The 23,720-nt window shown below is 64.0% G+C and carries 23 protein-coding genes; 14 read left to right on the top strand and 9 right to left on the bottom strand.

Annotated features, from left to right (window positions below; all coding sequences use genetic code 11):
- Positions 1–138: 138 nt before the first annotated feature.
- A complete protein-coding gene (locus tag AC3WVQ_RS21825; RefSeq protein WP_089043683.1) occupies positions 139–1,131 on the bottom strand; it encodes an autoinducer 2 ABC transporter substrate-binding protein in 993 nt (330 codons plus the stop codon).
- A 245-nt stretch (positions 1,132–1,376) separates the two neighbouring features.
- On the opposite strand from AC3WVQ_RS21825, the gene AC3WVQ_RS21820 reads away from it, so the two are divergent.
- The 3 genes from AC3WVQ_RS21820 to AC3WVQ_RS21810 all read left to right on the top strand — a co-directional run bounded on the left by AC3WVQ_RS21820 (position 1,377) and on the right by AC3WVQ_RS21810 (position 3,696).
- A complete protein-coding gene (locus AC3WVQ_RS21820; protein ID WP_034789995.1) occupies positions 1,377–2,435 on the top strand; it encodes a LacI family DNA-binding transcriptional regulator in 1,059 nt (352 codons plus the stop codon).
- Between the two features lie 88 nt (positions 2,436–2,523).
- Entirely contained in the window at positions 2,524–2,976 is a 453-nt protein-coding gene (locus tag AC3WVQ_RS21815; protein ID WP_034790005.1) for an Lrp/AsnC family transcriptional regulator, read from the top strand.
- A gap of 96 nt (positions 2,977–3,072) precedes the next feature.
- Positions 3,073–3,696 carry a LysE family translocator gene (locus AC3WVQ_RS21810; protein ID WP_034790024.1) on the top strand — a complete coding sequence of 208 codons (624 nt, stop codon included), beginning with the start codon at positions 3,073–3,075 and terminating at the stop codon, positions 3,694–3,696.
- 54 nt (positions 3,697–3,750) lie between these two features.
- Here the strand turns inward: AC3WVQ_RS21810 and AC3WVQ_RS21805 are convergent, their stop codons facing one another.
- Positions 3,751–4,164 carry a GFA family protein gene (locus AC3WVQ_RS21805; protein ID WP_060529165.1) on the bottom strand — a complete coding sequence of 138 codons (414 nt, stop codon included), beginning with the start codon at positions 4,162–4,164 and terminating at the stop codon, positions 3,751–3,753.
- A 67-nt stretch (positions 4,165–4,231) separates the two neighbouring features.
- On the opposite strand from AC3WVQ_RS21805, the gene AC3WVQ_RS21800 reads away from it, so the two are divergent.
- Positions 4,232–4,390: a hypothetical protein gene (locus tag AC3WVQ_RS21800; protein WP_156624128.1), complete on the top strand. Its 159-nt coding sequence runs from the start codon at positions 4,232–4,234 to the stop codon at positions 4,388–4,390.
- A 28-nt stretch (positions 4,391–4,418) separates the two neighbouring features.
- On the opposite strand, the gene AC3WVQ_RS21795 is transcribed toward AC3WVQ_RS21800, so the two are convergent.
- The 3 genes from AC3WVQ_RS21795 to AC3WVQ_RS21785 form a co-directional block, all read right to left on the bottom strand.
- Positions 4,419–5,411, bottom strand: coding sequence for a DUF535 family protein (locus AC3WVQ_RS21795; RefSeq protein ID WP_051659181.1), 993 nt, complete (start codon positions 5,409–5,411; stop codon positions 4,419–4,421).
- 200 nt (positions 5,412–5,611) lie between these two features.
- Positions 5,612–6,784, bottom strand: coding sequence for an ATP-binding protein (locus AC3WVQ_RS21790; protein ID WP_034790027.1), 1,173 nt, complete (start codon positions 6,782–6,784; stop codon positions 5,612–5,614).
- Positions 6,781–7,476, bottom strand: a complete 696-nt coding sequence (locus AC3WVQ_RS21785; protein ID WP_060643952.1) for a response regulator — start codon at positions 7,474–7,476, stop codon at positions 6,781–6,783. Before AC3WVQ_RS21785 ends, AC3WVQ_RS21790 begins: the two co-directional genes overlap by 4 nt.
- Positions 7,477–7,685: 209 nt before the next feature.
- On the opposite strand from AC3WVQ_RS21785, the gene AC3WVQ_RS21780 reads away from it, so the two are divergent.
- Positions 7,686–8,645 carry a phosphatase PAP2 family protein gene (locus tag AC3WVQ_RS21780; RefSeq protein ID WP_162728719.1) on the top strand — a complete coding sequence of 320 codons (960 nt, stop codon included), beginning with the start codon at positions 7,686–7,688 and terminating at the stop codon, positions 8,643–8,645.
- Positions 8,646–8,669: 24 nt separating this feature from the next.
- Here the strand turns inward: AC3WVQ_RS21780 and AC3WVQ_RS21775 are convergent, their stop codons facing one another.
- Positions 8,670–10,763: a two-component system sensor histidine kinase NtrB gene (locus tag AC3WVQ_RS21775; RefSeq protein WP_457578592.1), complete on the bottom strand. Its 2,094-nt coding sequence runs from the start codon at positions 10,761–10,763 to the stop codon at positions 8,670–8,672.
- Complete coding sequence (locus AC3WVQ_RS21770) at positions 10,760–11,500, bottom strand: response regulator (RefSeq protein WP_034790032.1); 741 nt, start codon at positions 11,498–11,500, stop codon at positions 10,760–10,762. Before AC3WVQ_RS21770 ends, AC3WVQ_RS21775 begins: the two co-directional genes overlap by 4 nt.
- A 218-nt stretch (positions 11,501–11,718) precedes the next feature.
- Here AC3WVQ_RS21770 and AC3WVQ_RS21765 point away from each other — a divergent pair, with 218 nt between their 5' ends.
- From AC3WVQ_RS21765 to AC3WVQ_RS21745, 5 genes are all read left to right on the top strand, one after another.
- The gene (locus AC3WVQ_RS21765; RefSeq protein WP_234798799.1) at positions 11,719–12,741 is read left to right on the top strand and encodes an ABC transporter substrate-binding protein; all 1,023 of its coding nucleotides are present in this window, start codon (positions 11,719–11,721) and stop codon (positions 12,739–12,741) included.
- Between the two features lie 128 nt (positions 12,742–12,869).
- Complete coding sequence (locus AC3WVQ_RS21760; RefSeq protein WP_034790034.1) at positions 12,870–13,895, top strand: ABC transporter substrate-binding protein; 1,026 nt, start codon at positions 12,870–12,872, stop codon at positions 13,893–13,895.
- Between the two features lie 140 nt (positions 13,896–14,035).
- Positions 14,036–16,270: an ABC transporter permease gene (locus AC3WVQ_RS21755; protein ID WP_435383548.1), complete on the top strand. Its 2,235-nt coding sequence runs from the start codon at positions 14,036–14,038 to the stop codon at positions 16,268–16,270.
- Between the two features lie 8 nt (positions 16,271–16,278).
- Positions 16,279–17,340, top strand: a complete 1,062-nt coding sequence (locus AC3WVQ_RS21750) for an ABC transporter ATP-binding protein (RefSeq protein WP_112772356.1) — start codon at positions 16,279–16,281, stop codon at positions 17,338–17,340.
- Between the two features lie 33 nt (positions 17,341–17,373).
- Entirely contained in the window at positions 17,374–18,186 is an 813-nt protein-coding gene (locus tag AC3WVQ_RS21745) for an inositol monophosphatase family protein (protein ID WP_060529126.1), read from the top strand.
- Here AC3WVQ_RS21745 and AC3WVQ_RS21740 read toward each other — a convergent pair whose 3' ends face one another.
- Both AC3WVQ_RS21740 and AC3WVQ_RS21735 read right to left on the bottom strand, forming a co-directional pair.
- Positions 18,187–18,972 (bottom strand): slipin family protein, encoded by a 786-nt coding sequence (locus tag AC3WVQ_RS21740; RefSeq protein ID WP_060519915.1) that lies wholly within the window; start codon positions 18,970–18,972, stop codon positions 18,187–18,189. It lies immediately after the preceding gene.
- Between the two features lie 54 nt (positions 18,973–19,026).
- Positions 19,027–20,361 (bottom strand): NfeD family protein, encoded by a 1,335-nt coding sequence (locus AC3WVQ_RS21735; RefSeq protein ID WP_457578590.1) that lies wholly within the window; start codon positions 20,359–20,361, stop codon positions 19,027–19,029.
- Between the two features lie 272 nt (positions 20,362–20,633).
- Here AC3WVQ_RS21735 and AC3WVQ_RS21730 point away from each other — a divergent pair, with 272 nt between their 5' ends.
- The 4 genes from AC3WVQ_RS21730 (at position 20,634) to AC3WVQ_RS21715 (ending at position 23,682) form a co-directional block, all read left to right on the top strand.
- Positions 20,634–21,323: a DUF2161 domain-containing phosphodiesterase gene (locus AC3WVQ_RS21730; protein ID WP_060519920.1), complete on the top strand. Its 690-nt coding sequence runs from the start codon at positions 20,634–20,636 to the stop codon at positions 21,321–21,323.
- 19 nt (positions 21,324–21,342) lie between these two features.
- Entirely contained in the window at positions 21,343–21,711 is a 369-nt protein-coding gene (locus AC3WVQ_RS21725) for a YbaN family protein (RefSeq protein ID WP_082572828.1), read from the top strand.
- A gap of 447 nt (positions 21,712–22,158) precedes the next feature.
- Positions 22,159–22,638: a GNAT family N-acetyltransferase gene (locus AC3WVQ_RS21720; protein WP_034790046.1), complete on the top strand. Its 480-nt coding sequence runs from the start codon at positions 22,159–22,161 to the stop codon at positions 22,636–22,638.
- A gap of 21 nt (positions 22,639–22,659) precedes the next feature.
- Positions 22,660–23,682 carry a glycoside hydrolase family 3 N-terminal domain-containing protein gene (locus AC3WVQ_RS21715; RefSeq protein WP_457578589.1) on the top strand — a complete coding sequence of 341 codons (1,023 nt, stop codon included), beginning with the start codon at positions 22,660–22,662 and terminating at the stop codon, positions 23,680–23,682.
- Positions 23,683–23,720 lie beyond the last annotated feature (38 nt).

Raw genomic sequence — 23,720 nt, 5'->3', positions numbered from 1 at the left:
ACTGCCCCTAAATCACGTTAAGTCCGAGCAAGATGCGGGCAGAAACCGCAAACACCTTTCCTCATCCGGCTCCGGTACGGTTGAGGGACTTGCCAGGCCGGCCGAAGCCGGCCCAGCAGCCGGGAGAACCCTTGAGGATCAGAGACCCATGGCCGCGAGATCCGCGACCGTGTCCTTGTTGATCGGCACGAGCTGATCGACGATGATGTTGCGGTTTTCGAAGTCCGGCTTGACCTTGCCGAGACCTTCGATCTCGTCACCGTCCTTGACCTCCTCGCCCTTCATCAGCTTGTCGGCGAGTGTGACGAAGACTTCGCCGGCCTGCTTCGGATTCCACATGAAGCCGCCGGAGATCGCGTCGGACTTCACCAGCTTCTGGCCTTGGCCGGGAGAGAAGGGACCGAGCACGAAGATCTCGCCGACCTTGCGGCGCTCTTCGACGGCGCGGCCGGCGCCGATCGGGCCCTGGCTGCCGAAGGCAAGGAAGCCTTTCAGGTTCGGATGGGCAGAGATCAGGTCGAGTGCAGTCGACCGGCTCTTGTCGACGTCTTCGGCAACGCCGTAGCGATCGCCGACCAGCGTCATGTCCGGATGGTTCTTCTTGATGTAGGCGATTGCCGCATCGGCCCAGGCATTGTGCAGCGGCACGGTCAGCGAGCCGACGAAGACGGCATATTCGCCCTTGCCGCCCATCTTCTCGGCCAGCAGCTTGCCATGCGCCTCACCGAAACCGGTCGAGGATGCGAGCTCGAAGTCCCAGTCGGCACCCTTCTGGCCCGGGGATTCGTGGGTGATGACGATGATGCCCTTTTCCTTGGCCTTGGTCAGCACCGGCTCAAGCACCTTGGCGTCGTTCGGCACCACGCCGATGACCTTCACGCCTTGGGCGATGAGATCCTCGATGGCGCGCACCTGCAGCGCCGGGTCGGCGCTGGTCGGGCCGACCATGAAGGCGTCGATACCGAGCTTCTGGCCGCGTTCCTTGATGCCGGCTTCCATGGCGTTGAACCACGGAATGCCGCCGATCTTGACGACGACGCCGACCTTACCGGCATCCTGCGCAAAGGCGGCCGCCGAACTCGCAAGCGCCAGCGATGTCGCCAGGGCGGCGACGAGAATTTTCCTGATCATGTTCTCTCCTCCACTCGTTCCCATAGGGGGAACGCGCCCGGTCGCCTCAGCGCCGGCCTCCAGTTTCAAATCATCACTGGCGAAGTGTTCCTCGCCTCCCTGAAACGCCGCCTCCTCAGACGACACCATCAAATGTGCACAATCGATATTTCTTGTTTGCACAATCGATGGTGCAAGAACTATTGTGCAGACTTAATCTTTCGTCAAGGGGAAATCGGCACTAAAACCACCAGGGGGAGAAACCGTTGGCCAGCAGCAGCAAGAAGAAAGCGACGATCTACGACCTGTCGGTGTTGTCAGGAAGCTCGCCTTCAACCGTAAGTGCGGTCCTGAACGGCACCTGGCAGAAGCGCCGGATCAAGGAGAGCACGGCAGAACTGATCCGCAACCTCGCCGAGACGCACCAATATACGGCCAACCGCCAGGCGCGCGGACTGCGCAGTTCGCGCTCCGGCCTGATCGGGCTGCTCCTGCCGATCCATGACAACCGCTACTTCTCGTCGATGGCGCAGACCTTCGAGGCGCATGTCCGAAGCAAGGGGCAATGCCCGATCGTCGTCAGTGCCAGCCGCGATCCGGAGGAAGAGCGCAAGACCGCCGAAACGCTGATCTCCTATTCGATCGACGAGCTGTTCATCTGCGGCGCGACCGACCCCGACGGCGTGCACGAGGTCTGCGAGGCGGCCGGCCTCAAACACATCAACATCGACCTGCCCGGCACCAAGGTGCCCTCCGTCATCAGCGACAACTACGAGGGCGGGCGAATGCTGACCGAGGCGATCATCCGCCACTTCCAGGCATCAGGTCCGCTTGCGCCGCACGATCTCTACCTTTTCGGCGGCCGCAACGACCATGCCAGCCGCGAGCGCATCCGCGGCTTCCGTGCCGTCAAAAGCGAACTGCTCGGCGCCGATCCGGACGAATGCATCCAGCCGACGGGCTATGCGCCGAACAATGCCCGCCTCGCCTTCGAGGCCTTCTACGAAAAGCACGGCAAGCTGCCGCGTGGTCTCTTCGTCAACTCGTCGATCAACTTCGAGGGGCTGCTGCGTTTCATGGCAGGGCATCCGCACGAAAACTTCGCCGACCTCGTGGTCGGCTGCTACGATTACGATCCCTTCGCGTCCTTCCTGCCCTTCCCCGTCATCATGATCCGCCAGGACGTCGAGGGCATGATCACCAAGGCCTTCGACGTCATCGAGGAAGCCCGGCCGCAGCCGCGCATTCACCTGATCCAGCCCGAACTGGTGCAGCCGCGCACGGCACTGACCGGCCCGCTCGACGCCTTGAAAGACATCGAATAGCCCCGGCGACCAACGTTTCCGCGGAAACTGCGGTTTCATACAGAAAAATCATCTGTACATTCCATTAGAAACAGCGTATTCATTGGAAATGGATGACGTTGACAGAAAAATCGTTGAAATTCTTGCTGACGATGCGAGGCGATCGCTGACCGATATCGGTGCTGCGGTGGAGTTGTCGCCGTCGGCCGTCAACGAACGCATTCGCCGGCTCGTCGCCAATGGCGTGATCCGAAATTTCACCGTCGAGGTCGATCATCGCGCGCTCGGCCTCGACGTACTCGCCTTCGTCTGGGTCGGCCTTGCGCCGGACGCGGACGAGGAAGCGTTCCGCAGCTTCATGGCCGGTCACCCTGCCGTAGCGGAATGCCACCATGTCACCGGCGCCTGGTCCTATTGCGTCAAGGTCCGGATGCCATCGCTCGGCGACCTCGAGCCGTTCCTTGCCGAAATGAAGCAACGGCGGTTCCTGGCGCGAAGCGAAACGGTGATCGCGCTGTCGACCGTGCGGGAAAGCCTGGTAACGACCGTGCTGCGCGCCTGACCGGACGCGCAAACTGCTGCAACATTTTTTGTTTGCCGGGCATGCACCGTCCTCGAAGCGAACGGCGCAACCATGCCCCGGCCGGAGCCCTATGCCATGTCCACATTGTTGTTTGGAAAAAGCCTCCTCGTCGGCCTCGCGGTCGCAGCCCCTCTAGGCCCGATCGGGGCGCTCTGCATCAACCGCACGCTGGAGCGCGGCTTCTGGGCGGGCGTGGCCGGCGGCCTCGGGACAGCCGCCGCCGATGCCACGTATGCAGCACTGGCTGCGATCGGCTTCGCGGCCTTCGCAGCGGTCCTTGCCATCATCGCCACGCCGCTTAGCTTGGCCGGCGGACTGTTCATGATCTGGCTCGGCTGGAGCGGATTACGGCCAAGGGCGGTGACGGCAGCCGCCGATGTCGGCGGACGCGATCTCATTCGCACAACCATCGCCACCTTTTTCCTGACGATGACGAGCCCGGCGACGATCCTCTCCTTTGCCGCGATCTTCGCCGGCCTCGGCCTTGCCGAAGCGGGCGACGCGCTCAGCGCTGCCGTCGTGGTCATGGGCGTCTTCCTGGGATCGCTCGGCTGGTGGTTTTTCCTAAGCGGCGGTGTTGCGATCGCCCGGACGCGACTGCCCGACAGCTTCGTCGTCTGGGTATCGCGCATTTCGGGGCTGGTTCTGATCGCTTTCGGCATCATTGCCATCGGAGCCGCCGTGAAGGGGCTGCTCTAGCCCCTGTCGACGCAGCCTCTACCGGCTGCGTCAATCACTTTCGAACCCTGCTCGTCAGGTCGTGGGCTTCACCGCCTCCACGTGCCACCACTTGGGTCGGGCAGTGCGATAGCTGTGGCTCTTCGGGATCAGATCGATGGCACTCGTCTTGTCGAAGACGCCGAGCAGAAGGGCAACCACCGGCGCATCGTCGATCGCACCGAGACTGCTGCCGCAGGCCGGGCAGAAGGCGCGGCTGGAATAGTCCGAGGAGTGATAGACCGATGGCGCGCCGCCCGGTCCGGTCCAGGTTACGGCTTCGCTCGGGAATTCGACCCACGCCAGGGTCAAGGCGCCCGAATGGCGCTGGCACATCTTGCACGAACACGTATGCGGCTTTCCGGCCGTCCCCTGCGCCTCAAACCGGATTGCTCCGCAGAGGCATCCGCCCGTGTGCGGCTTAAGCCTCTTGGCAACGGCCCGCGTCATACTTACCTTCAGTTGTGGTTTCGAATCGGCGCCAGTATAAAGAACCGCGACAAAATTGGAGGCATCCATGCGTGCAATTCGGGTGATATCTGCCCTTGTGGTTGTCGGCGGCATCGCAGGCGAGGCGATGGCTGAGGATGGTGTGCGCCCGTCTGCAGCCGGGCCAACGCCGAAGGGCCGGATCGTCTCCGGCGCCTTCGAGATGGACTTCACGAAGATCCCGTAATCGCGGCAGCTTACATGCCGGTACCGGCTCAGTAGAACCACGCGCCGATGTCGCGAAACGCGCGTTTGCTCTGATCGCGCCTGTTGCCGTCCCGCGCCGCCGGGTCGTCGCCGATCGGCAGACTGAAGCCGAAAGGCTCGGCCGGCACGCCGCCGCGATCGCACCAATAGGCATCGAGGTCGGCCCTCATCATGCGGCGCCGCTTCAAGCGGCGGCGGTTGATGACGTGCTTGTCGTTCGAGACCGCAAAGACGTGGCCCGCGTGGCCTTCCGTCACCAGGCCATTGAGGACCAGCAGCGCCGCATCCTTCGGCCGGAGCCCGCCGAGATCGCGAGTTGCCGTGATCAGGGATCGCTTGGCCTCTTCGCCCTTCGGCCCCTGCATCCCGCCGATGGCGAGACTATAGGTGTCGCCTGCGCAACGCACGAAGATGAAGCCGACAGTGCAGAGCGCATAGCCATCGCTCTGCCGGCGCAGCCGGATCGCGAATGCCCCCTCATGGCGGGCGCCGCCATGGTCGGCCAGTTGCAGCTGGATGCGATAGTTCTCGCTGCGGCCGGAAACCGTGCCCATTTCCAGCGTGCTGCCGCGCCAAAGGGCCATCAGTGAACGGCGCGACAGGACCTCGCTTGCGACATCGAAGTGATTGAGCAGCAGGTCGAGTCTTGCTGTCGACGACGCGCCGTGCAGGAAGAATGTCGGGATCGACTTGCGCACGAGATCATCGTGCGGCAGACCCAGCCGGTAGCGTTCGGCAAATTCGCCGAGAAAGCCGATCCAGCGCGATGTCAGGAACGGATGGCGCGCAAACCGCATGGAAAATACGACGGCGCGCTTCAAGCTCACCCTCAGGCCGAGCTTGAGCACATGGCTGGTGATCGACGTCTCTCCCGAGCCTTCACCGACGACAGGCGCAGAAACCGGCCGGCCCGAAGGCGTCAGCTGTTCGCCCACGAATGCCTTGCCATCGACCGGCAACCGCAGATCCGCGCTGTATTCCTGACTGAATTCCAGGGACATGGTGCTATCCTTGAGAGCAAACGCTGTTGGCCGAAGGACTCGGCCGAGCTCAGGTTTGCCCGGGCACTGTCAAGGATTTGCGGAGAACCGGTGGGCAATTGCACGCCGATTCTAAGCGGGCGCGAGGGCGGCGAAGCCGCCGATGTTCCGATCGGGAAAAGCGGAAAATTGCTTAGCGCAACGGCTGTTGCGCCAATCGCTCACAGGGCGATTTCCCGCGGCAGGACGAGCGTGATCACGGCGCCGCCGCCGGCACGCGCGGAAAATTCCAGCCGTCCGCCATGCGCCTTGGCGATCGCCTGGACGACGGAAAGCCCAAGGCCCGTGCCGCCCGTCGCACGCGACCGCGAGGCGTCGCCGCGCCAGAACAGGTCGATCGAATGGATCGAAACGTCGTCCGGAAGACCGGGACCACGGTCCAGCATCCGGATAAAAGCCTCGTCGGCACCCCGCCGCCCGGTCTCGCAGCGCAGGACACGGCCGTCTGCGGCGTAGCGTGTAGCGTTTTCGATCAGCGCCAGCAGCGCCTGGCGCAGACGCTGCGAATCACCGGAGACCCGCACCGGCTCAAGCGCGACCTCCACCGACATGCCAACAGAGCCAAGCAGGGTGTTTGACGCACCAAGCACCTGGGTCGCCTCCACGGCGAGGTCCACCGTCTGACGCTGGGTGACCAACTTCTGGCCGGCGGCGAGCGAAAGCGTACGCAGATCTTCAACCAGGGCGGAAAGCCCCTCCACCTGCAGCAGCAACTGCCGCACCCTTTCCGGCTCGAGAGGGAAAACACCGTCGGCCATTCCCTGAAGGTTGCCCTGCAGGATCGTCAGCGGCGTACGCAGTTCGTGCGCCACCGCCATCGTATTGAAGCGCAGCCGGTTCTCCATGTTTTCCAGTTCGGCTGCCAACTCATCGAAGGTCTTCACGAGCGTCGCCACCTCCTTGGCACCCTTGCGAAACGATCCGACGCGCACCGCGAAGTCACCCGTCCTGAGGTCCTGCGTCGCCTGCGCCAGCACTTCCAGTGGCCGGCTGATCTTGCGCGCCAGCCAGTAGCCCACGAGCCCGCAGAAAGTGACTGCCGTCGCTCCGAAACCGAGGATGATCTTGTCCACCTCCCAGTTCGCCCAGTCTTCGAGTTCCGGCATCGTCGAAAGTAGCTTTTGCAGCGACTCCTGGCGCGGCAACTTGCCGGCATTGATGTCCTTGTAAGCCTGGGCCGCCTCCGCAGGCATCCGCTCCAGCAGTCTCGCCTCCAGCCGCGGCTCCATAAATTCGACGCCGGCATAGATGATGAACACGCTGATGATGAGCAGCGCGATCGTCACGAGCGCGGTGAGAATGCCGAGCGGCAGGCGCGAGAGACCGATCTTCATCTGGGCTCCACGAAACGGTAGCCGACGCCGCGCACGGCACTGAAGAAGCCGCAGGCACCGAGATCTTCCAGCTTGCGCCTGAGATTGGCGATATGGGTATCGACCGTGCGGGCGAGCGCATCGCTGTCCGGCAGGCAGGCGTCGAGGATATCGGCGCGATCGAAGGCATGCGTCGGTCGGCGGATCATGTGGGCAAGGATGCGGAATTCGCTGAGCGTCAGCGGCACCGACTGGCGATTGCCGGCCCTTTCGACGAAGGCGACATGGGCATCGAGATCGACCTCGACACTCTCGAAGCGAAGCACGGTGGCGCCGGCGCCGTTGCGGGTACGGCGCAGCACCGCGTTGACGCGCGCCACCACCTCCTGCGGGTTGAACGGCTTGATCACGTAGTCATCGGCGCCGAGCCTCAGTCCGGTCAGCCGGTCGAGATCTTCTGCCAGTGCCGTGACCATGATAACCGGCGTATTCCCCTCGCGGCGAAGGCGGGCGAGAACCTCGAACCCATCGAGCTTCGGCATGCGAACGTCCAGCAGCACCAGGTCCGGCGACAGCACCGCATGGTGGGTCAGCGCCGTCTCGCCGTCGGCGGCACGCACCGTCCGGAAACCGTCGCGCACGAGATAGGCATCTAGGATCTGCGCAATCTCCGGCTCGTCCTCCGCCAGAAGGATGAGACCCTTATCGACCATGAACTAACTCCCTGGGTCTGATGTTGTGATCAGCAGCTTATGTGACGAATAAGCCCGCGTTGCAATTCGTCCGCGCGGCCCAATGGTCGCTTGATCGGCCCTCCGGATAGAGCTCCGTACAAATCTTCGCCGTTTCTTGACAATTGGCGACGGACGCGCCGCACAACCGACAAACCGGGCCTCTCCCCGCGGCCGAAATGCGGGGCAGAGTGCCGGAGACCTCCTTCCCGCATGTCGGTCGCGCTCGACCAGAAGCTGTATCGGCCAACCGTTCGATCTTGCGCATCAAGCGCTCCCAGTTCCTCGACGCAGCCTTGACAGAGCGGCGCAAGTGTCCGGCCCACCCACACAGACAACTTGCGAGCGACCGCATGCCCAGCCTTTATTCATCCACGGCGACCTCTTCAGACAGCGGCCGATGGCCGCGTGCCAATCCTCGTCTCTGGCCGGGGCAGGCGCGCGCGCGCCTGGAACACCGGCCAATCGCGGCCGCCGGCGCACTGACCATTTGCGCGGCCTTCGTCTTCATGGCCTTTCCCGGGATCGATCTTGCCGTCTCGCGCTGGGCCGCCTTCGCCACCGGCGACTTTCCGCTCTCGCGGGAACCGGAGCTACGGGCCCTTCGCGACTTCAACCGTATCTTGCCGGTTTTCATTCTGCCTTGCGTTCTGGCGCTTCTGGTTGCGCAGGCCATCGCACCCCGCCCATGGCTGCCCCGCCCGCACAAGGCACTGTTCTTCCTGACCTTCTTTGCGCTCGGGCCGGGGCTCCTTATTCAGGCGCTGAAGCGGCTGATCGGACGGGCGCGCCCCCATGAGATCACCGATTTCGGCGGCAGCCTGCCGTTTACGCCGGCCTGGCAAGTGTCCGGCGCCTGCTCGCGCAGTTGCTCTTTTGCGTCGGGCGAATCCGCCACCGCGATCGCGCTCGTGGCGCTCGCACTGCTGTTACCGGTTCAATGGCGACGGGCGACAATCATCGCCCTCGTCCCCCTTGTCCTCGCCTTCTCGCTGAACCGGATCGTGTTCGGCGCGCATTATCTGTCCGATGTCGTTCTGGCGTGGTGCCTGATGCTGTGGCTGATGGCGTGGCTGTGGGCCGTATTTGCCGACAACGGCGAACGGATCGATGCCGCCGTTATGCGCCTTTCGCGCCGAAGCGCGCCATAGAGCGCCCGAGAAACCGGTATCGCTTCAGCGCGGAAAGACGAGTTCCACCGTCGTCCCGCGCCCAGGCTGCGAGAGAATGCGGGCATCGCCGCCGCTTTGCCGAACGAAGCCGTAGACAACGGCGAGGCCAAGTCCGGCACCGCCCTCCTGGTCACGGGTGGTGAAGTAGGGCTCGAACGCCTTGTCCACCGCCTCCGGCGACATGCCGATCCCCGCATCGGTCACCGAGACGACGACATCACTCTCGACGCAGCCCGCGCGGACGAGGATGGTGCCGCCGAGCGGCATCGCCGCGGCGGCATTGAGGCAAAGGTTGAGGATAGCCTGCTCGAAGAGCGCTGCATCGAGATGCGCGTTGGGCAAGCCGTCCGCAATCTCGAAGGCGAGCCGGCATTTTTCGCCGACGGCGATTTCAAGCACGTCGGCCATGCCGCGGAGCACCGCGCCGATTTCGAGCGCGCCCGGCTGGAGTGGATGCTGGCTGCCGACAGACAGCATGCTCGAGGCCAGCGAACGCCCCCGGTCGGCCGCCTTGCGAATGCGGGCGATATGACGTTTCTGCCGGTCGCTGAAGCCTGTCTCGCGCTCCAGCAGCCCCAGGCTGCCGGTGATGATACCGATCATGTTGCCGACCTCATGGCTCACCTGGTGGGTCATCCTCATGATCCCGTCCAGCCGCTGCGCCTTCGCCGCCTCGGCCTCCTGCCGGTCGATCTCCGTCACGTCCCGCGCCAGCAGCACGATGCCCCGGTCCGGCTGCCGCGACAGGGAGACTTCGGTCACCCGGCCCATGTCGGAGCGATGGCGCAGCACCAACCGGTCGTCGAGCGATCCCGCGTCGCGATCGGCGGGCAAGAGGGTTGGATCGATCTCCGGCATTGGGCTCACGAACCGGCGCAGCGGAAGCTTCCGCGCCGAGCCTGGCCAGCCGACGAGCTCCATGACGCGACGATTCATCGTGATCGGTTTGCCGCCGGGATCGAAAAGCGCGATCCCTTCGTTCATGTTGCGGAAGGTCGAGCGAATGGTGCGCGCCGCCGCCTCGGCCGTCCGACGAAGCCGCGACACGCGCTCGACGCTTTCGCGGAAGGCGCTGAAGGCTTCAAGCAGCCGCAGGAACTCGGTCTCAGTCCCCTTGTAGCTCGGTGTATCGACGTCACGGCGCCCCTGGGCAAGCGCGTTCATGCCCTTGGAGAGCGACACGATCCCGCGCGACACCCGCATGACGGAGCGGATCGAGAAGATCGCCATGACGAGCACCAGCAGGGCGGAGACCGCGACGATGACGAGCAGTCGGCTCAGCGCATCAGAGGTCGAGGCGAGATCCTCGTTGAGCCCCCGGGCAACGGCCTCGCTTTGTGTTTCCGTGGCGTGCGAAAGATCGCGCGAGACCGTGTGCAGCCGCGCCACCGCGGCGCGGATGGCGAACATTTCCAGAAGATAGTGGGTCTGCGCCTCGAACACCCGTTCATAGGGCGTCAGCTTGGCTGCCGAAATCCGGCTATCCGGCCCGGCGGGCGCCAGCCGGGGCGTCGTTACGGCAACGTAGCGGCGGCGCAGTTCGCCAAGCTGGAACAGGCTGTCGGAATTGGATGCCGATTGCACGATCGCGTTGAGGCTCTGGCGAACCTCTGCGTCGGCTATGCCGTTGCCGGTGGCGATCTCTCCGAGCGCTGCTGCCGCATCGGCCTTGTACTGCTGGGCCGAATCCGCGTCGGCGGCGAGTGTCACCGTCTGTGTGCGGATCGCATCCAGCAACTCGACGATGTGGGCGCTGGCAAAGCCCTCGACCGCTGTCTTGCCGGTCTCCGGCGCCATGGTCTGAAGCAGGACGTCGACCTGCGCGACGACCGACCGGCTTTCGCTCGACACCCGATAGGGCGAGGTTGCGTTCATCAGGAACGGCGCGCTGGACACGAGATCGGAAACCTGGCGCGAAACCAGCGAGGCCTTGGCAAGGCTGGAAAAGGCCTGCAGCCCGTAGGCCGCCATCTCGTCACGCGCCCGTTGCAGGCCGAACACGGCGACCGTTGCCAGGCTGAAAACGAGCACGCAGATGAAGACGATCGCAAACGGCAGGCGGAAGGCGATCGACGAAAGGAACGGGCGGCTGATCACGGCCGGGCCTCGTCGTCGTCGGTATCCAGCACATAACCCTTGCCGCGCCGCGTCTTGATGTGGCGCGGAAGGTCCGGATTGCGCTCGATCTTGCGCCGGAGCCGAAGCACGAGCACATCGACGTTGCGGTCGATATAGCGATCGCTTTCGGCGCCCAGCCGATCGAGGATATGGGCGCGGGTGACTGGCGTGTTCGGCGTTTCCGCGAGAATTTCCAGCAGAGCGAACTCGGCGCTGGTGAGCGAGCGGGTCGCATCGGAAAGGCAGACCGCGCGCCGGCTCTTGAGGTCGATCGACCAGTCGCCGAGTTTCAGCGCCGCGGGCTCGTGCTCGCGCTCGGTCTCCCGCTCCGGCTTCAGCGACGGGTAAGTCCGTCGAAGCACGGCCTTGATCCGGGCCGTCAGTTCGATCGGCTCGAACGGCTTGACGACATAATCGTCGGCGGCCGTCTCCAGTCCCAGCACCCGATCCGCGGCGCTGCCTGCCGCCGTTACCATGACGATGCCGATATTGGTGCGCGCCCGCAGCCGCTGGGCAAAGGTCCGGCCCGAGGCTCCAGGCAGGTTGTGGTCGACGAGCACCAGGTGCACCGTTTCCCGCTCGAGGACGACAGCGGCGGCCTCCGCCGATGGCGCCGTCAGCGGCATCCAGCCTTCGGCCTCCACCAGATCGGAAACAAGCTCCGCCATGTCCGGATCGTCTTCGACGATCAGAATCCGTATTCTCTCACTCAGCATGCACGTCCTCCCGCCGCCATCATAGGCGGGGCTGCCCCAATGATCAAAGCGGCTCGCGTTATCCGCATTGTCACATTTGTAATCTTTGTAATCTTGAAACGGCAAAGCCGCATCCGTGTTGTAAGAACGGTAACCATTCTGCGGGTTGCGACCCGCAGGGAATACCGACATCCTGATTGCGGAGATTGGGGCGGCAACGCTCCAAATGGGAGGACATCGTGAAAGGCATTACCGCTATCGGCGCGGGCGTGGCCCTATGGCTGTGCGCCGCCACGTCAGGCATGACGGCACCGGCGCTCACCGTGCTTTGCGGTGTCGACGAAGCGTGGTGCGCGACGATGAAGGCCGCTTTCGAGGCGAAGTCGGGCATCGAGGTCGCTATGACCCGAAAGAGCAACGGCGACATCCTCACCCAGATCCGGGCCGAAAAGGACACCCCTACCGTCGATGTGTGGTGGGGCGGGACAGGCGACACCCATCTGCAGGCGGGATCGGAGAACTTGCTCGAACCCTATCGGCCGGCGCATGAGCGCGACATGCTGCCCTGGGCGCAGAATTTCTTCGCCATCTCCGGCGGACGTTCGGCGGGCATTTATGCCGGAGCGCTTGGCTTTGCCTACAATGCCGACCTGCTGCATACGCTGAAATTGCCGGCCCCGACCTGCTGGAAGGATCTCGCCGACAACGCCTATCGCGGCCGTATCCGCAGCGGCAATCCGAACTCGTCGGGCACCGCCTTCACCACGCTTGCAACGCTGGTGCAGCTCTTCGGCGAGGATGAGGCCTTCCGGTTCATGGGCGCACTCAACCGCAACATAGACCAGTACACCACGGCCGGCTCGGCACCGGTCAAGGCGGCAGCACGCGGGGAAACCCTGATCGGCATCTCCTTCATGCATGACGCGGTCACGCAGAAGCAGGCGGGCTTCCCACTCGTCATCGTCGCGCCGTGCGAAGGGACCGGCTACGAAATCGGCGCCGTCAGCATCGTCAAGGGCGCGCGCCATCTCGAAAACGCGAAAAGCTTCGTCGATTTCGCGCTCACCCCGGAAGGCCAGGGTACGGGTGCAGCTGCCGGCCAGAACCAGGTCCCATCCAACGCCCGCGCGGAGTTGCCGCCTGGCGCACCGGACATATCGCTGATCAAGATGGTCGATTTCGACTTCGCCACCTTCGGCTCGCCGGAGGAACGAAGTCGATTGCTCAAACGGTTCGACGCGGAGATCGCCGCGACGAACTGAGCGCTTCGCAGAAGCGTAGCAAAATCCACAGCACCGAAATCGTGAACGTGCCGCCCGGCGGGCAGGCCGATGGCCGCGCCATGCCCGTTCGCGCCCAAGTTTCAAACAGGCAACAGGAGGATGCCCCAATGAAAACAACGACGCTTTCCCTCATGCTCTTTGCAGGCACGGCGCTTGCCGCCCTGCCCGCCCAGGCTGCCGGCAGCCTCAACCTCATCTGCTCCGCAGACGTGGTCATCTGCGAACAGATGACCGGCGACTTCCAGAAGGAAACCGGCATCAAGGTCAACATGGTTCGCCTGTCTTCGGGCGAAACCTACGCCAAGATCCGCGCCGAGGCGCGCAATCCGAAGACCGACATCTGGTGGGCAGGCACCGGCGACCCGCACCTGCAGGCAGCCTCTGACGGCCTGACGCTCGAATACAAGTCGCCGATGCTGGACCAGCTCCAGGACTGGGCGAAGAAGCAGGCTGAAGGCTCCGGCTATCGCACCGTCGGCGTTTATGCCGGCGCGCTCGGCTGGGGCTACAACACCGAGATCTTCCAGAAGAAGGGCCTGAAGGAGCCGAAGTGCTGGGCCGACCTGCTCGACGCCTCGCTGAAGGGCGAGATCCAGATGGCCAACCCGAACTCTTCCGGTACGGCCTATACCGCGCTTGCCTCACTGGTGCAGATCATGGGCGAGGACCAGGCATTCGACTATTTGAAGAAGCTCAACGGCAACATCGCGCAGTACACCAAGTCCGGCTCGGCACCGGTGAAGGCAGCCGCACGGGGCGAAGCCGGCCTCGGCATCGTTTTCATGCACGATGCGGTGGCACAGACTGCCGAAGGCTTCCCGATCAAGTCGATCGCGCCTTGCGAGGGCACCGGCTACGAGATCGGCTCGATGTCGATCATCCGCGGCGCCAAGAACCTGGACAATGCCAAGGCCTGGTACGACTGGGCGTTGAAGCCCGAGGTCCAGTCGCGCATGAAAGACGCCAAGTCCTTCCAGCTGCCGTCCAACAAATCGGCCGAAGTGCCGAAGGAAGCACCGAAGTTCGAGGACATCAAGCTGATCGACTACGATTTCGCCACCTTCGGCGATGCCGAGAAGCGCAAAGCCCTGCTCGAGCGCTGGGACCGCGAGGTCGGCGCGAGCGCCAACTGATCGCGGCCTGAACGGTTCGGCCGGGTGATTGATCCGGCCGGCACCGCCCAACGGTCCCAACCGTCGTTCATCGCTTCCGGCAGGCGTCGCGGTGATGCGATGTCACATCATCTTTCATTCCAAATTGCGCGAGGACCGTCATGGAACATCGCAACCGCAGGCTCGACCTCACGCTCGGGCTCGGACTGGCCGCATTCTTGGCTGTCCCCTGGTATCGCATCGAAGGCGGCTTCTTCGGGCTCGGCTGGCTTGCCGATTTCCCCGGGGATCCAGCCGTTGCCCCCGGCCTGATGCAGATTTTCGCCCATGGTAAGCCGTGGCTGATCGTGGCGCTGGCGCTGCTCGGCATCTGCGTGGCAGCGCGGTTCGTCCGCGATCCCGCGCGTCGAGGGCTTCTGCTTGCCGTCGCCGGCGCAGCGGGCGTTCTCTATCTCGCTCTCCAGGGGCTGGCGATCGGCTTTTCCGGCTGGACCTGGACGATCAGCGAGACCCTGTTCGGCACGCTTTCCGACGGTCAGCCGTCAATGGGCGCCGGCGCCGTGCTTATGGCACTCACCTTCGTTCTTCTGTTCGCCTTCGGGCTGGCCGAGCGCGGCGTGCTCAAGGGCGACGCCTTCATCGTCGCGGCGATTTCCCTGCTCGTGACCCTCGTCATCGTCTTCGTCTTCTATCCGGTCGGCAGCATGTTCGCGGCGTCGGTTCAGGATTTCGACGGCTCGTTCAAACCGGATGGTTTCATCCGCAATATCCAGGACGCCTCGATCTGGAGCCTGAGCTGTGCCGTCGGCGAAGGCCGCTGCGGCGTCGCCTGGCGCACCCTATGGCTGGCGCTGATGACGGCGTCCGGCTCGACGCTGCTTGGCCTTGCCTTCGCGCTTGTCGCCACCCGCACCCGCTTCCCCTTCAAGAAGGGCATGCGGCTCTTGACGGTGTTGCCGATCATCACGCCGCCCTTCGTCATCGGCCTGGCGTTGACGCTGCTCTTCGGCCGCGCCGGGGTCGTTACCGAATTTCTCTCGGATGCCTTCGGCGTCGAACCGGGGCGCTGGCTCTATGGCCTCACCGGCATCTGGATCGCGCAGGTCCTCTCCTTCACCCCGATTTCGTTCCTCGTGCTGATCGGCGTCGTCGAAGGGGTCAGCCCTTCGATGGAAGAGGCGTCGCAGACGTTGCGCGCCGATCGCTGGCGCACCTTCTGGACCGTCTCTCTGCCGTTGATGAAGCCGGGCCTGGCGAACGCCTTCCTCATCGGCTTCATCGAAAGCATGGCCGACTTCGGCAATCCGCTGGTGCTCGGCGGCAGCCATGGCGTGCTCTCGACCGAAATCTTCTTCGCCGTCGTCGGCGCGCAGAACGATCCGTCCCGTGCGGCCGTGCTCGCCATCATCCTTCTCTGCTTCACGCTCACGGCCTTCGTGGCGCAACGCTACTGGCTCGCCGGCAAGAACTATTCGACCGTGACCGGCAAGGGCGATTCCGGTGCCCACAGTGCACTGCCACGCTCGATCTCGATCGGCGTTCACGCCATCGTCATTCCCTGGATGATCTTCACCGTCGTCGTTTACAGCATGATCCTCTTCGGCGGCTTCGTGAAGACCTGGGGTCTCGACAACTCGCTGACGCTCGACCACTACGCCAAGGCCTTCTCGATCTCGTTTGCCGACGGCGCAATCGCCTGGACGGGTGTTGCCTGGAACTCCTTCTGGACGACCATGGAGATCTCGCTGATCGCAGCACCACTGACGGCTATGGTCGGGTTGCTGACGGCCTATCTGATCGTGCGCCAGCGTTTCGCCGGCCGTGATGTCTTCGAGTTCGCGCTGATGCTGAGCTTTGCTATCCCCGGCACCGTCATCGGCATCAGCTACATCATCGCCTTCAACCTGCCGCCGCTCGAAATGACCGGCACGGCGCTGATCCTCGTCGCCTGCTTCGTCTTCCGCAACATGCCGGTCGGCGTGCGCGGCGGCATTGCGGCGATGAGCCAGCTCGACAAGAGCCTCGACGAGGCGTCGCTGACGCTTCGGGCAACGAGCTTCCGCACGTTGCGCAAGGTCATCCTGCCCTTGCTGCGTCCGGCGATCGTCGCGGCACTCGTCTACTCCTTCGTCCGGGCGATCACCTCGATCAGCGCCGTCGTCTTCCTCGTCAGCGCCGAGTACAACATGGCCACCGCCTACATCGTCGGCCTTGTCGAAAACGGCGAGTTCGGCGTGGCGATCGCCTACTCCTCGGCCCTCATCCTGGTGATGATCACCGTCATCACCGGCCTGCAACTCCTCGTCGGCGAACGCAAGCTGAGGCGCGAGAACCGCGTCCTCGGCGCCGCTCCGGTCCGTTCGTCCAACACCATCTCCCAGGAGAAAACCGCATGAGCACCTCCATGAGCACCCCGCGCACCGGCTCGGTCGTCTTCCAGAACGTGCGCAAGCAGTTCGGCAGCTTTACCGCCATCCACGACCTGTCGCTCACCATCGAGCCGGGCACGCTGGTGACCCTGCTCGGCCCCTCCGGCTGCGGCAAGACGACGACGCTGCGTATGCTGGCTGGCCTCGAACACCCTTCCACCGGCCGGATCCTGATCGGCGGCAAGGACGTGACCATGCTGCCGGCCAACGAGCGCGACGTGTCGATGGTCTTCCAGTCCTATGCGCTCTTCCCGCACATGTCGGCGCTCGACAATGTCGCCTACGGCCTCGAATCCTCGGGAATCAAGAAGAAGGAAGCGCGTGAGCGCGCCGAAGAAGGCCTGCAGCTCGTCGGCCTCGGCGGCCTCGGCCAGCGGCTTCCGGCCGAACTTTCGGGCGGCCAGCAGCAACGCGTCGCCGTTGCCCGCGCGCTCGTGCTCGAACCGCAGGTGTTGCTGCTCGACGAACCGCTGTCCAACCTCGACGCGCGACTGCGCCGCAAGGTGCGCACAGAAATCCGCGAGTTGCAGCAGCGCCTCGGGTTCACCGCCGTCTACGTCACCCACGACCAGGACGAGGCGCTTGCCGTTTCCGACCGCATCATCGTCATGAAAGATGGCGCGATCGCGCAGCAAGGTGCGCCGCGCGACCTCTATGAAGCACCGGCCTCCACCTTCATCGCCGACTTCATGGGCGAGGCCAATGTGCTGCCCTGCGAGGTGACCGCGACCGACGCCGGCCTGGCGACGATCCGCATCGGCGGATTTGAGCACCGCCTGCCCTCCAAGGGCGCCCGGACGGGTCCGTCAAAACTCGCCGTAAGGCCCAACGCGGTGACGCTGACGCCGGCCAAGGGTGCCGCCCTTTCAGGCACGATCAGCAGCGCCGCCTATCTCGGCGGCCACGTCGAATACGAGGTCGAAACGCCGGCGGGTCTCCTCTTTGTTGTCGATCAGGCGGTGGAGGAAATGCTATCTCCGGCAACGGAGGTCGCGATCGGTTTCCGCAGCCGCGGCCTCGCTTTGATTGACGCATGACTTTTCACAACTGGATACGAGAAGGACACTTGCATGACTGCTGAAATTGCCGGCCTCGATGCCCGGTTCGCGCTTGCCAAATCCATGGCCGAGGAGGCCGGCCGGCTCGCCTACGATTACTTCCTGAAGCGGGAAACGCTCGTCATCGAAACCAAGCGTGACGCCCACGACGTCGTGTCGATCGCCGACCGCAACGTCGAGACGTTGATCCGCGACAAGATCGCGGCCGCGTATCCGGACGATGGCGTGCTCGGAGAGGAGCATGGACTTCTCGACGGCACATCCGGCTTCACCTGGGTGCTCGATCCGATCGACGGCACCACGCCCTTCGTCAACGGCATGCCAAACTGGTGCGTCTCGATTGCGGTGGTCTATGCGGAGAAACCCGTTATCGGCGTGATCCACTCGCCCTGCCACCAGGAAATCTATGCCGCTGCAACCGGCCGGGGCGCGACGCTGAACGGCAAGCCGCTTCGTCTCGACGGCACGCGCACGATCCGCAACGCCGTCACCGGGCTTGGCGCCAACGATCAGGTGAAACCTGGCGAGATGGGTGCCATCGTCGAGCGCCTGCTCTCGAATGGCGGCAACTTCATGCGCAACGGTTCCGGCGCACTGATGATCGCCTATGTGGCGGCAGGTCGCCTCGTCGGTTATTACGAACCCTACATGCATGCCTGGGACTGCCTTGGCGGCTATTGCCTGGTGACCGAAGCCGGCGGCTGGACGCTGCCTTTCCCCGCGCGGGGCGAGGCGCTGACGCATTGGGCGCCGGTGTTGGCCGCAGCCCCCAGCGCCGTCGATGACCTGCTGAAGGTCGCCCAGCTTGACCGGGCAGCAGCTTGATCACTCTTGCGCCGAGCCGGTGGGTTTGTCGGGCTTGAATCCCAGCAGACCACCGAGTTCCATCGGGAACGGGAAGATCACGGTCGAGTTCTTCTCGCCGGCAATGACGTTCAAGGTGCTCAGATAGCGCAACTGCATGGCCTGAGGCTGCCGGGCGAGGATCTCGGCGGCCTCGAGCAACTTGGCCGCGGCCTGCTGCTCACCCTCGGCATTGATCACCTTGGCGCGCCGCTCGCGTTCGGCCTCCGCCTGACGGGCAATCGCCCGAACCATGCTCTCGTTGATGTCGACATGCTTGATCTCGACGGTCGCCACCTTGATGCCCCAGGCATCCGTCTGGCTGTCGAGGATCTTCTGGATATCGTCGTTCAGCCGATCACGCTCGGCCAGCATCTCGTCGAGATCATGTTTGCCGAGCACGGACCGCAGGGTAGTCTGCGCCAGCTGGCTCGTCGCCATCATGAAGTCCTCGACCTGGATCGTCGATTTCTCGGCGTCGATCACCCGGAAATAGATCACGGCGCTGACCCGAACGGAAACGTTGTCATGAGAGATGACGTCCTGGCTCGGCACGTCCAGCACCCGGGTTCTGAGATCGACCCGCACCATCTGCTGCACATAGGGCACAAGCAGGATCAGCCCCGGCCCCTTGACGCCGGTGAACCGGCCGAGGGTGAAGATCACGCCCCGTTCATATTCACGCAGGATCCGGATCGAATAGGCGATGACGAGAATGACGAGCACCAGCAACGCAGCAAAAGGAGCAAGGCTCCCGAACATGTCCATGACCATTCCTCCATTCCGGGCGCCTTCACCGCGCCCTCACCAGATCCGCGGGCGCTATGTCTTTGGTCCGTCGCGGATCACTTCGAGCGTCAGTCCGTTCCGCCCGATGACCTTCACGTTCTCGCCCCTCGACAGCGTCTCCGTGCTGACGGCCTGCCAGCGCTCGCCATGGGCGATGACGTAACCGGCCGCGCCGGTCCAATTTTCGACCGTGCCGGCAAGGCCGATCATCTGTTCGCTGCCGGTCACCACCGCGTGGCGGCTCGAACTGAAGGCGAGCCGAGCGACCAGAAGGCTAAAACCGAGGCTTGCAACCGCAAGCGCCGCCAGCACGGACCAGGAAACCCCAAAACCCGGCGTATCCGTATCGAAGAGAATGGCCGCGCCCAGAACCAGTGCAAAACTGCCGCCGGCGCCGAGCACGCCGAAGGATGGCGAATGCGCCTCGGCGACCATCAATCCGATCCCGAGCATGATCAGCCCTATGCCGGCATAACTGACGGGCAGCACCGAAAGCGCATAGAGCCCGAGCAACAGGCAGATGCCGCCGATCGTTCCCGGCGCCACCGACCCCGGCGACAGGAACTCGAAGATCAAGCCGTAGATGCCGATCATCATCAGGATGACCGCGATATTGGGATCAGTGACCACTGAAAGCAGCCGGGTGCGCCAGTCGGGCACGAAGTCCTCGGTCGTAAGACCTGCGGTATCGAGCACGATCTCTCGCTGCCCCACGCGCACCGTCCGCCCGTTCGCCTGCTTCAGGAGATCGGTAACGTCGGTCGCGGTGAAATCGACGGCCTTTTCCCGGACGGCCGCCTCGGCCGAGAGGCTTGCAGCCTCGCGCACCGCCTTTTCGCCCCAGTCGGCATTGCGCCCGCGCAACTCCGCCAGCCCGCGGATATAGGCCACGGCATCGTTGACCATTTTTGCCTCGGCAGGGCTCTGCGCCGCCGGCTGTTTGTCGCCGTCCTTACCCTCACCGAACATGTCGCCACCGATCGCAATCGGCGTCGCGGCGCCGAGGTTCGTTCCCGGCGCCATCGCCGCAATGTGGCTGGCATAAAGGATGTAAGTGCCGGCGCTCGCCGCCCGCGCGCCGCTCGGCGCAACGTAGGTTGCGACGGGTACGGGCGAGCCAAGGATCGCGCGGATAATCTCGCGCATCGAGGTGTCGAGGCCGCCGGGCGTATCCACCTGCAGGACCACCAGCGGCAGGCGGCGCTCTTGCGCCTTCGTCAGGCCACGCCTGACATATTCGGCGGTCGCCGGACCGATGGCGCCGTTGACATGCAGCACCAAGGCGACCCGATCGTTTTCGGCCCGCGACGAAGCTGGAAACGCGAAGGACAAGATCAACAAAAACAACAGCGTGAGGGTTCGCAACATCCGTCGTCAGAACCTCGCATGCTCGACACCTGCGAAGAGGGCCACGCGCCGCATGATAGCACAACACAAGGTTAGCACGAAGCGAAGGCCTCTACTGCGCCCGCGGGCTCGCACGTCAGAGCACGGGACGCCGGCGGCCTCTCGGCTGCGACGGGATGACAACGGCGGCGATCGGCGGTATCTGCTAGATGTTCATTTGAGCGGCAACGCTTCGCCGCCAATTCGAGGCCGGCTTTGGCGCCTTCCAGTTTCAGCAGAACAGGATTTTGGGTTTGGAGACGACCCTCTACCAGCCGATCAAGAGCTTCCTCGAAACCCGCGGCTATAGCGTCAAGGGCGAGATCGGCGGCTGCGATATCGTCGCGCTCAGCGACGACGAACCGCCGCTGGTGGTCGTGTGCGAACTGAAGCTGAGCTTCAATCTCGAACTGATCCTGCAGGCGGTCGATCGCGCCACCGCCGGCGACGAGGTGTGGGTCGCCGCCCGTGTTTCGGCCAAGGGCAAGGGGCGGGAGAGTGACCGGCGTTTCCGCGATCTCTGCCGCCGGCTCGGCTTCGGGATGCTGGCGGTCGCCGACAATGGCATGGTCGATGTTATTCTCGCGGCTTCCGCGGTGATGCCGCGCAAGAACAACAGGAAAAGAGCGCGCCTGATCAGCGAGCATCGCCGCCGCAAGGGCGATCCGACCGCGGGTGGCGCCACGCGCACACCGATCATGACCGCGTATCGGCAGCAGGCGCTCGCCTGCGCTGCCGCCCTGCAAGTCGGCCAGCAGCGCCCGCGCGATCTGCGCCCGGTAGCACCCGATGCCGCCAAAATCCTGCTCAGCAACGTCTATGGCTGGTTCGAGCGGGTCGACCGCGGCATCTACGCGCTGTCGGAACAGGGCGCCGAAGCACTTCGCCGCTGGCCTCCGCTCGAGACCGCAACGGTCGTGATCGCCGAGGCATCCGAAGCATGACACAGCCTGGAGCCCTCCGGTGAACCCCGCGCTTCGCCTTCTCTATCTTTGCCTCGCATGGCTGATGGTCGGCCTCGGCGTCATCGGCGCCTTTCTTCCGATCCTGCCGACGACGCCGTTCCTGTTGCTGGCAGCCGGGCTCTTTGCCCGCGCCTCGCCCCGGCTGGAGCAATGGCTGCTCAACCACCGGGTCTTCGGGGCCCCACTTCGGCTGTGGCGCGAAAAGGGGGCGATATCCCGGCGGGCCAAGACCGGTGCGGTCAGCCTGATGGCCGCCAGCTTCGGCCTCTTCCTTTTCTTCGGCAATCCGAGCCTCTCGCTCGCCGCTATCGTCGCAGCCGCAATGGCGCTTCCCGCGCTTTTCATCCTGACGCGTCCAGCGGAGTAGCCGGTCGGCACGGCCAACGAACCAGGCCGGTGCAAACGGGAAACGATACTTTTCCTCTCAAGAAATACTTGATTGCGCGCGAAATGGTCGAAATATTCTCCGGGCGCACACGCTATAAGCGTATACATCCATACTTAGTGTTTTTGTAAATCAAAATATACTTCGAACAACTCAAGAACAAAGTTGTACAAATGTGCAATTTCCGCGGCCGCGCACCGGCTCGCTCTCTTGCTCGACCGTTGTTCCGCATCCACGCAATGCACGATCGCGTGAATTTATGCATCGCGAACGGCCGTGGAAACGTTTCATCAGCTCACATAGGCACCTGCTGAACGCAGATAGACCCCCAAAACTGACGATTGGCGATTGACAAGCCGGTCCGGTTGGCTCCATCTATTGCATTACAAAGGCAGCAATTCCTTAATAAAGGAATATGTGGAGGAGCATATGCCTGACATGCTGGTGAGCTTGTATTCGCCGATCCTCGGTGAACTCAAGCGCAGAACAAAAACCGACAAGGTGACGATCCGTCCCGCCTTGCCGCCGGAAATGGGCCTGGTCGTCGGCTGGGTTCGGGAGAATTTCAGCGAGAACTGGGCGAGCGAGGTGACTGTCGCCTTCACGCGTAGGCCCGTCGCCTGTCTTATCGCGGTTGACGACGGCAAGCTCGTCGGCTTCGCCTGCTACGACACGACCGCTCCCGGCTTCTTCGGCCCGACTGGCGTCGATCCCGTCGCCCGGGGCAAGGGCATCGGCGTCGCCCTGCTTTCCGACTGCCTCGACACCATGAAGACGCTTGGCCACGCCTATGCCTTCATCGGGGACGCCGGCCCGGTCGATTTCTACGCAAAGACCGTGGGCGCCGTGCCGATCCCCGCCCCCGACAAGGGGATCTACCAGGGCATGCTGCGCCGCCCCTCCAAATAATTCCAATCTCGGAGCCTCTGAATGTCCTCGACACCCCTCGCCCTTTTTGTCGGTCTTCCGAACCCTACGCTTTCGGACGACGAGTTCGCCCTGTTTCGCGAAACCAACCCGCTCGGTCTCTTCGTTGGCCGCCGTAACCTGCGTGATCCGCAGCAGGCAAAGGCTCTGATCGAACGCTTCCGCGAAGCCGTCGGCCGCGAAGACGCTCCCGTCTTCACCGACCAGGAAGGCGGACGCGTTCAGCATCTCGACGCCGGCCCCTGGCCGCTGTTCCGCTCCTTCGGCGAATTCGCCGAACTCGCCCGCCGTGACTTTGCCCTCGGCAAGAAGGCCCTGCGCCTGTCAAGCCAGGCCATGGGCACGATGATGACCGATCTTGGCCTGACGAGCGGCTGCTCGCCGGTGCTCGACCTCGTCTTCTCGACGACGAGCTCCGTCATTGGCGCCCGCGCCTTCGGCGCCGACCCGGACTTCATCGCCGCACTCGGCCGCGAAGTGGTCGACGGCCTGCTCGAGACCGGCAACATGCCGATCATGAAGCACATTCCCGGCCATGGCCGCGCGACGCTCGATTCGCACAAGGAGCGCCCGGTCGTCGACGCCTCGCGTGAATTGCTGACGTCCACCGATTTCAAGCCCTTCGTCGCCCTGCGCGACACGCCCTGGGCCATGGTCGCCCACGTCGTTTACTCGGCCTTCGACAAGGAACTGCCGGCGTCCATCTCGCCGATCATGCAAGACGTCATCCGCAAAAACATGGGCTATGACGGCGTCCTCATCTCCGACTGCATCTTCATGGAATCGCTGCGCGGCACCCTGCCGGAGCGTGTTCGCCAGGTGCTCGATGCCGGCTTCGACATCGCGCTCCACAGCCATGGTGATCTCGCCGAAAGCGAAGCGGCAGCCAAGGCGGCAAGCCCGCTGACCGCCGCCGCGCAGAAACGCATCGACGCCGCCAACGCCCGGCTCGGCACGCTCAAGGTCGATGTGCGCGCCGTGCATGCGGAAGTCGAGGACATGTTCAACAGCGCCCTCGTTGCCTGACCGAAACAAGAAATCCTAGCGATCTAAAAGGGGAACTA

The sequence above is a fragment of the Ensifer sp. EB106-05-01-XG146 genome, from assembly GCF_058791875.1.
Note: the sequence above shows the minus strand (reverse complement) of the source record. Positions and strands in the feature narration are given on the sequence as shown.

Bases quoted from the DNA above. Each gene is read 5' to 3' on its own strand.
- AC3WVQ_RS21755 (WP_435383548.1), top strand. From the start codon at position 14,036: ATGGAACATCGCAACCGCAGGCTCGACCTCACGCTCGGGCTCGGACTG.
- AC3WVQ_RS21825 (WP_089043683.1), bottom strand. From the start codon at position 1,131: ATGATCAGGAAAATTCTCGTCGCCGCCCTGGCGACATCGCTGGCGCTT.
- AC3WVQ_RS21750 (WP_112772356.1), top strand. From the start codon at position 16,279: ATGAGCACCCCGCGCACCGGCTCGGTCGTCTTCCAGAACGTGCGCAAG.
- AC3WVQ_RS21760 (WP_034790034.1), top strand. From the start codon at position 12,870: ATGAAAACAACGACGCTTTCCCTCATGCTCTTTGCAGGCACGGCGCTT.
- AC3WVQ_RS21740 (WP_060519915.1), bottom strand. From the start codon at position 18,972: ATGGACATGTTCGGGAGCCTTGCTCCTTTTGCTGCGTTGCTGGTGCTC.
- AC3WVQ_RS21720 (WP_034790046.1), top strand. From the start codon at position 22,159: ATGCCTGACATGCTGGTGAGCTTGTATTCGCCGATCCTCGGTGAACTC.
- AC3WVQ_RS21770 (WP_034790032.1), bottom strand. From the start codon at position 11,500: ATGCTGAGTGAGAGAATACGGATTCTGATCGTCGAAGACGATCCGGAC.
- AC3WVQ_RS21785 (WP_060643952.1), bottom strand. From the start codon at position 7,476: ATGGTCGATAAGGGTCTCATCCTTCTGGCGGAGGACGAGCCGGAGATT.
- AC3WVQ_RS21805 (WP_060529165.1), bottom strand. From the start codon at position 4,164: ATGACGCGGGCCGTTGCCAAGAGGCTTAAGCCGCACACGGGCGGATGC.
- AC3WVQ_RS21810 (WP_034790024.1), top strand. From the start codon at position 3,073: ATGTCCACATTGTTGTTTGGAAAAAGCCTCCTCGTCGGCCTCGCGGTC.
- AC3WVQ_RS21745 (WP_060529126.1), top strand. From the start codon at position 17,374: ATGACTGCTGAAATTGCCGGCCTCGATGCCCGGTTCGCGCTTGCCAAA.
- AC3WVQ_RS21735 (WP_457578590.1), bottom strand. From the start codon at position 20,361: ATGTTGCGAACCCTCACGCTGTTGTTTTTGTTGATCTTGTCCTTCGCG.
- AC3WVQ_RS21795 (WP_051659181.1), bottom strand. From the start codon at position 5,411: ATGTCCCTGGAATTCAGTCAGGAATACAGCGCGGATCTGCGGTTGCCG.
- AC3WVQ_RS21815 (WP_034790005.1), top strand. From the start codon at position 2,524: ATGGATGACGTTGACAGAAAAATCGTTGAAATTCTTGCTGACGATGCG.
- AC3WVQ_RS21715 (WP_457578589.1), top strand. From the start codon at position 22,660: ATGTCCTCGACACCCCTCGCCCTTTTTGTCGGTCTTCCGAACCCTACG.
- AC3WVQ_RS21790 (WP_034790027.1), bottom strand. From the start codon at position 6,784: ATGAAGATCGGTCTCTCGCGCCTGCCGCTCGGCATTCTCACCGCGCTC.
- AC3WVQ_RS21800 (WP_156624128.1), top strand. From the start codon at position 4,232: ATGCGTGCAATTCGGGTGATATCTGCCCTTGTGGTTGTCGGCGGCATC.